This window comes from Nonomuraea sp. KM90 (genome assembly GCF_052246675.1).
Lineage (GTDB): Bacteria > Actinomycetota > Actinomycetes > Streptosporangiales > Streptosporangiaceae > Nonomuraea.
Map to the genome: position 1 here is coordinate 1 of NZ_JBQQCB010000266.1, position 5346 is coordinate 5346.

At 67.8% G+C, this 5346-nt stretch carries 4 protein-coding genes; all 4 read left to right on the plus strand.

All coding sequences use genetic code 11. From position 1 onward, the window contains the following. The first annotated feature begins 850 nt into the window (after positions 1-850). The 4 genes from ACTWPW_RS62790 to ACTWPW_RS62805 all read left to right on the plus strand — a co-directional run bounded on the left by ACTWPW_RS62790 (position 851) and on the right by ACTWPW_RS62805 (position 5163). Positions 851-1057 (plus strand): helix-turn-helix domain-containing protein, encoded by a 207-nt coding sequence (locus ACTWPW_RS62790; protein ID WP_443174815.1) that lies wholly within the window; start codon positions 851-853, stop codon positions 1055-1057. Positions 1058-1253: 196 nt separating this feature from the next. Further along, positions 1254-1856, plus strand: a complete 603-nt coding sequence (locus tag ACTWPW_RS62795) for a hypothetical protein (RefSeq protein WP_443174816.1) — start codon at positions 1254-1256, stop codon at positions 1854-1856. A 1165-nt stretch (positions 1857-3021) separates the two neighbouring features. Beyond that, a complete protein-coding gene (locus ACTWPW_RS62800; RefSeq protein WP_443174817.1) occupies positions 3022-3894 on the plus strand; it encodes a hypothetical protein in 873 nt (290 codons plus the stop codon). A gap of 21 nt (positions 3895-3915) precedes the next feature. Next, on the plus strand, positions 3916-5163 hold the full coding sequence (locus ACTWPW_RS62805; protein WP_443174818.1) for a DUF932 domain-containing protein: 1248 nt from the start codon (positions 3916-3918) through the stop codon (positions 5161-5163). Positions 5164-5346: the final 183 nt, after the last annotated feature.

Below are 5346 nucleotides of genomic sequence, written 5' to 3' on the forward strand. Positions count from 1 at the left end.
CAAGCACCGTCGTTCTCGGCCGGCCACCCTGAGGGGGGCGCCGCCGAGAGCGGCTTGAACCGTGGGTAGCACAGCACAGTACAGCAGGTCAGTGCTGTGGACTCTCGATCCGGAGGGTGCGGGTTCGAATCCCGGCCAGGCGCCGCCGCCACGGTGCAGGGGCCGATGGGGCGCTGAACCCGACCTCGACCGTGGTCCGGCACAAACCCACATCGGTAAGGCGGGGTGGGGAAAGGTCGAACTCGGCGGCCTCCCACCATTGGGCGAGCGACTATCGGGCAACGAATGCCCGGTCACCCTGTTGGCCCTCTCAGCCTGCGTCATCGAACTCCCCGGCAGAGGCCACCATCGCACGGGGATGCTCCTCGACGATCAGCCGGCCTGCAAAGCCCGGGTTCCGCAGTTCGTGTCGCCACTGGTGACACGCACCACCCTGGCCTCGGACGACGTTAAGGATCAAGGTGTCGAGCGGTGTTCCTAGTGACACGGATCGGACTTCGTTGTGCCACCACCGCGAACGCCGCTTACCTGGCCTGTTGCCCATAACCGTGTCACCAGCACCACCAGGAACTGCGGAACTCCGGCAAAGGCGGCATGTCGAGGAGCGCGGTATTGGCCCCGCCCGTGGTTGCTACCCCACTGTCTGAATACGAGGGGGCCGGGCGCCCGCCATGATGACGGTTCCACACACCGAGGCTCTACATGCTGACTCGTTAGGTTCGCTCGACGCAATAGTCGCGTACCACCGACCTTCGTTGCGGCAGCTTCTCGGCGAGGCTTTTCAAAAAATATCGAGCTGTTCTGAAACATCTCTTCTCGTCGTTGTTCTCGAGTTCAAGAAAGGCTTTTCATGCCTGGCAACAAGTCCTACCGCGTCGTTGGCGCAGAACGTCGAAAAATGATTCAGGACGTACGGAAACGCTACGCCGGTGGCGCGTCCATCCGCGCCATCGCCGCCCACTACCAGCGCTCTTACGGCATGATTCACCGGCTTTTGAAGGAAGGTGGTACGCCTCTCCGACCCCGCGGCAACTTCCGCCACCTGCGGCGCCACTAGGTACCCCGCGCGCGTGAGCCATCGAGCGGCAGGCTCTGACGTTTCCCACCGCAGCCGAGGAACCCTCGAAGCTGTGCTCAACAAATCGACACTCGATCCCGCCGGCCCCCTTTTGGCCCCATCTCGTGCGACATCGCGTCGTGCACACCGGCTGGTGGCCAGCATAAAACCCGTAACCCACGTGGAGGACAAACCCATGCTTTCTGAGGTAGAGGCGTATTTCAACGCCGTCGACGAGGCGCAGAAGACCTACAACATCGACCGTGAACGGGCAGGCGCGGAAAACCCGCGTCCCGAGTGGCGCGCCGACATGTCGCCGGAGGAGGCCACGGCGTTCGCTGAAGCCGAGGACAGGCGCACCACGGCCCTCGGCACCGCGCAGCAGGCATACAAGGAGAAGCGCGACCAGGCCTTTCAGGACCTGACCACCGCCGAGAACCCGCTGGTGCGCTTCATCGCCGCTGACCCCGAGATCGGCCGTAGCTACCGCGAGTACGCCGAGGCTGTGCTGCGGGCACTTCCGCTGTCCCGAGAGGCCCTGGAAGCCTTCGGCGACAACCAGGGCTGGGGTGGCGCGTATCGGGACGTCTTCGACCGGGCGGACCAGGCGGGTGTGCTGCCGAAGCCGACCCCGGATCTCGCGGACATCGAACCGCTGGTGCGCGAGCTCCACCAGTGGGGCGGCGGCAGCATCGTCCGCGTCCGCGCCATGGTCCGTAAGCACCTGCCGGACCTGATCGCCAGCGCCCTGGAGCGGCAAGCGCAGCAGCAAAAGCAGGACGTGCAGCCGAGCGCGTGACACCCCACCGCCGCGACACGTGCGCGGATCCCTAGCGTCTGGCCGGCGCCGGCGAGAGGATCGGTGGTGTCGGTTGCCCCGGCGACCGAATACGCGCCGCCGATCCCGGGTCCGGCAACGTGGGTTCTCGCGCGTGCAACTGTTGAGGTCGCGAGTGTGCTGCCGGACCCGCGCCGGCGGCGAGGAAGCGGACTGTTTGCCGGGGCGACCGGCACCACCGAGGCCTCCGGCCGCGAACTCGGCGATCATGATGCACCCTGACCGGGCTCTGCCCTATCAACCCTGCCCTATCAACCCTGACCTGCACACACGAACCTGTAGAGAACCGCTGAGCCATCAATGCTCGCTTGGAGCCTGCACCCTCACAGTGGAACTCAGCAGGAACGAGATAAGACACGGCCGGCGGCCGCGCGGCAGAACACCAGCCAGTGCATGCGCACTACCTGCTGTTGCAGCAGCGCCGCACCACCGGCTCGTCATCTTCCACAGGCCACACAGCACCAAGGCGCCCGAGTGCCTGCTACCGCCCCTGCGTGTTTTCCCGCATGGCTGACGGCCATCGCGCAGGCGATGGGATAGATAGCGGACCGACGTCGCTCTTGCCGGCGCGCTCGGTGTGAGCCCTTTCACGATCTTGCGCGGGCATGTCCGTGGCCATGCGCTTAGCCGTTCAGACAAGCAAGGAAGCCAGTGCGCTGTTGCCCACCCATGCTCGCCTGAGTCGCCTGAGTCGCCTGAGTCGCCTGATGGCCACGCGGCTGGAAGTGTTTCCCGTGAGGACGGGTCACGTCCCCGGTCGGACATTCCGACCCGACCTCACCGTCCTCGACCCGCCGGTCGCCTCGTCGGCCGGTCTTGACGCGAACGTCACGACCCACTGCTGGCGTACTGGGAGGAGCGCCCACCCGGAGAACACACCCGGCCTGACCCTCCTGACCCACGACCTGGAACAGCGTGCACAGCGGAGCGCATCTTGGCCAATTGCCGGACGATGTCGGTGCCCATCCGGCGCACCCCCACCACGACGGCCTGGCCGACCTGTTCCCGCATCCACGCCACCCGGCAGGCTCTTCCGCACCCGGCCCAGCACAACAGCAGCAGTACTTCCGGCCCTATCCGAACCCTGTGTCGGCAGTTCATGAGGAGAGCGATGTCCCCTGCGCCTATGCTCCAGCTCTCGTTGCCCGGTGGCGGAACACTGGCCGTGCGTTCCAATCCCGGGTCGTGGCAGCATCGCACCGAGGTGGCGCCATTCGGGCCTCACACGGCGGTGACGATCTGCTCCGTCAGCTGTCCCGGTCACGATCCCTCGCGCGTAGCAGCGGCGGCGGCGCGGATCGCCGCGAAGGTCAGCGCGGTGGCGGCCGTGCACACGCAGCATGCCGCCGCCGGCGTCCATGCTGCTGTCACAGCGCTCCAGGCAGCGGCAGATCCGGCCGACGGTGCGGCTAGCCGTCGCGTCGCCGTAACAGGCCTGGCGCCCACGCTCATCACCCTGGTCATCAGCCACGCTGCGGTGGATGTGGGCTGGATGGGCAGCGCGCACGCCTACCTGGCGACCGCCACCGGAACGTGCTACCAGCTGATCGGTCCGTCACCGGTGTCAGCGGCCTCGTCTGCCGGCGGCCGCGTCAGCAGCGCCCGCCTGCCTCGCACGAGCGGCGGCCCGGGCCCGTCACAGCAGCATGTGCGCCGCATGCTGTTGGGCAACCGAGACCTCACCACGGACGTGGGCGAGGCGGCGCTGTCGCGGCTGCTGACGCTCGACCGGTGCGCTGCCGAGGTGTGCACGCAGGCGGCCACGCAGATCGCCGCCGCGGCTCACCGCCACGGCAGCGACGCGAGCATAACTGTCGCCGTTCTCGATCTGCCCGCGGCCCGCGTGGCGCACACAGTGTGCGCACTCGGGTGCGCCGCAGTGCCTGCGCCCGCGTCCCCGTTCCCCGGTGGCCCGGCCGAATCCTGCGCACTGGATTCATGCCGTCCGGATCCCTGCCGGTTCAGTCAGCTGGACCTCAGCGCGGCGTGCGCCGCGTGACCGCATGCACCCTGCCTCACGATGCGGTCTTTCGCCCCGTCCTCGACCTTGCGTCCTTTGGCCCGGCGCCGTGCATCGCCGCGCGCCCTTCCGTCGCAGAAAGTGAACCCTGCCGTGACTCTCGCTCCGCCGATGCCGCCACTGACGGTCCGCAACGCCTGCCTCGGCGATCTCGTCAATGTCCTGCGCGGCCAGCACGCGCACAAGGTCGACGTGATCGTGCCCGCCGCGCAGCTGCGCGCCGTCGGCACCCACCTCGAGCTCCTCGGCACCGAACCCATTCCCGGCCCCGACGGGGTCACCATCAGCGCCGGCCGGTACCTGCCGACCGCAGTGTGCGATCAGTCGATCGCTGACAAGCTCACCATCCCCGGCGCGTATCTGCGCCGCCTGCGCCAGCTGAACGGGCCGCTGTACGACGCCAACGTCAACGGGTGGCTGCGGGCCGCACCGCAGCGGCGGTTTCTGTTCCGCGGCCTGGCCGGACAGGACGGTGCCGGCGTCGGCCGGGCCCTGCTGTCCAACAGCTACAAGGTCGTCGACAACCTCGATGCACTCATGGCGGCCTTGGCCGGTATCCGGGACGCGGGTGTCGACGTGCGCATCGACGGTGGCGACCTGAGCGAGCGCCGCATGTACCTGCGCGTGGTGTGCGAGCAAGTCAAGGCGTACGCGCCCAACCTGCTGCGGCACTATCGCAGCCCGTTCACCGGCCGCTCCGCGGCCGACGATCCGCTCGTGTTCGCCGGATTCGTGCTGTCCAACAGCGAAGTCGGCAGCGGCGCCTTCACCCTCACCGCGCGGCTGGTCGCTCTGGCCTGCGGCAACGGCATGACGATCAAACAGGACGTGATGCGAGCCGTGCACCTGGGCAGTCCCATGGACGACGGGTTCGTGCGCTGGAGCGACGACACCCATGCCAAGAACCTCGCGTTGATCACCGCCAAGGCACGGGACGCGGTGCGGACGTTCCTGGACGTCGCCTACGTCCAGAAGAAGATCGCCGACCTCAGCCGCGACGCCGGCACCCCGCTGAGCGACCCCGGTGGTGTCATCGGCGTGGTCGCGCAACGGCTGGCCTTCACCGCCGAGCAGCAGGACCTGATCCTGGATCACTTCATCCGAGGCGGTGTCCTGTCCTCGGGTGGCATCCTGCACGCCGTCACCAGCGCTGCGCAGGTGGTCGCAGACGCGGACGCGGCGTACGAGATGGAGAGCCGCGGCATCGACGCCATGCGGTTGGCCGCCGCCACGGCCCGCGCACGGTGAGAACTCCCTGACCCGTCAGCTGAGCAGCCCGCGCATCCGTGTTCCACCCCTACGACCCTAGGGCCTGTTTCAGAAGTCGGGTGAGGAGTCTCGGCTGAGGGCTGCGTGTGCTCGAGATGCCTGAGCGGTCCAGATGGTGACGTCGGAAGCGATACGGCTCGGGTCGGTCGCGGTATCAAGGCG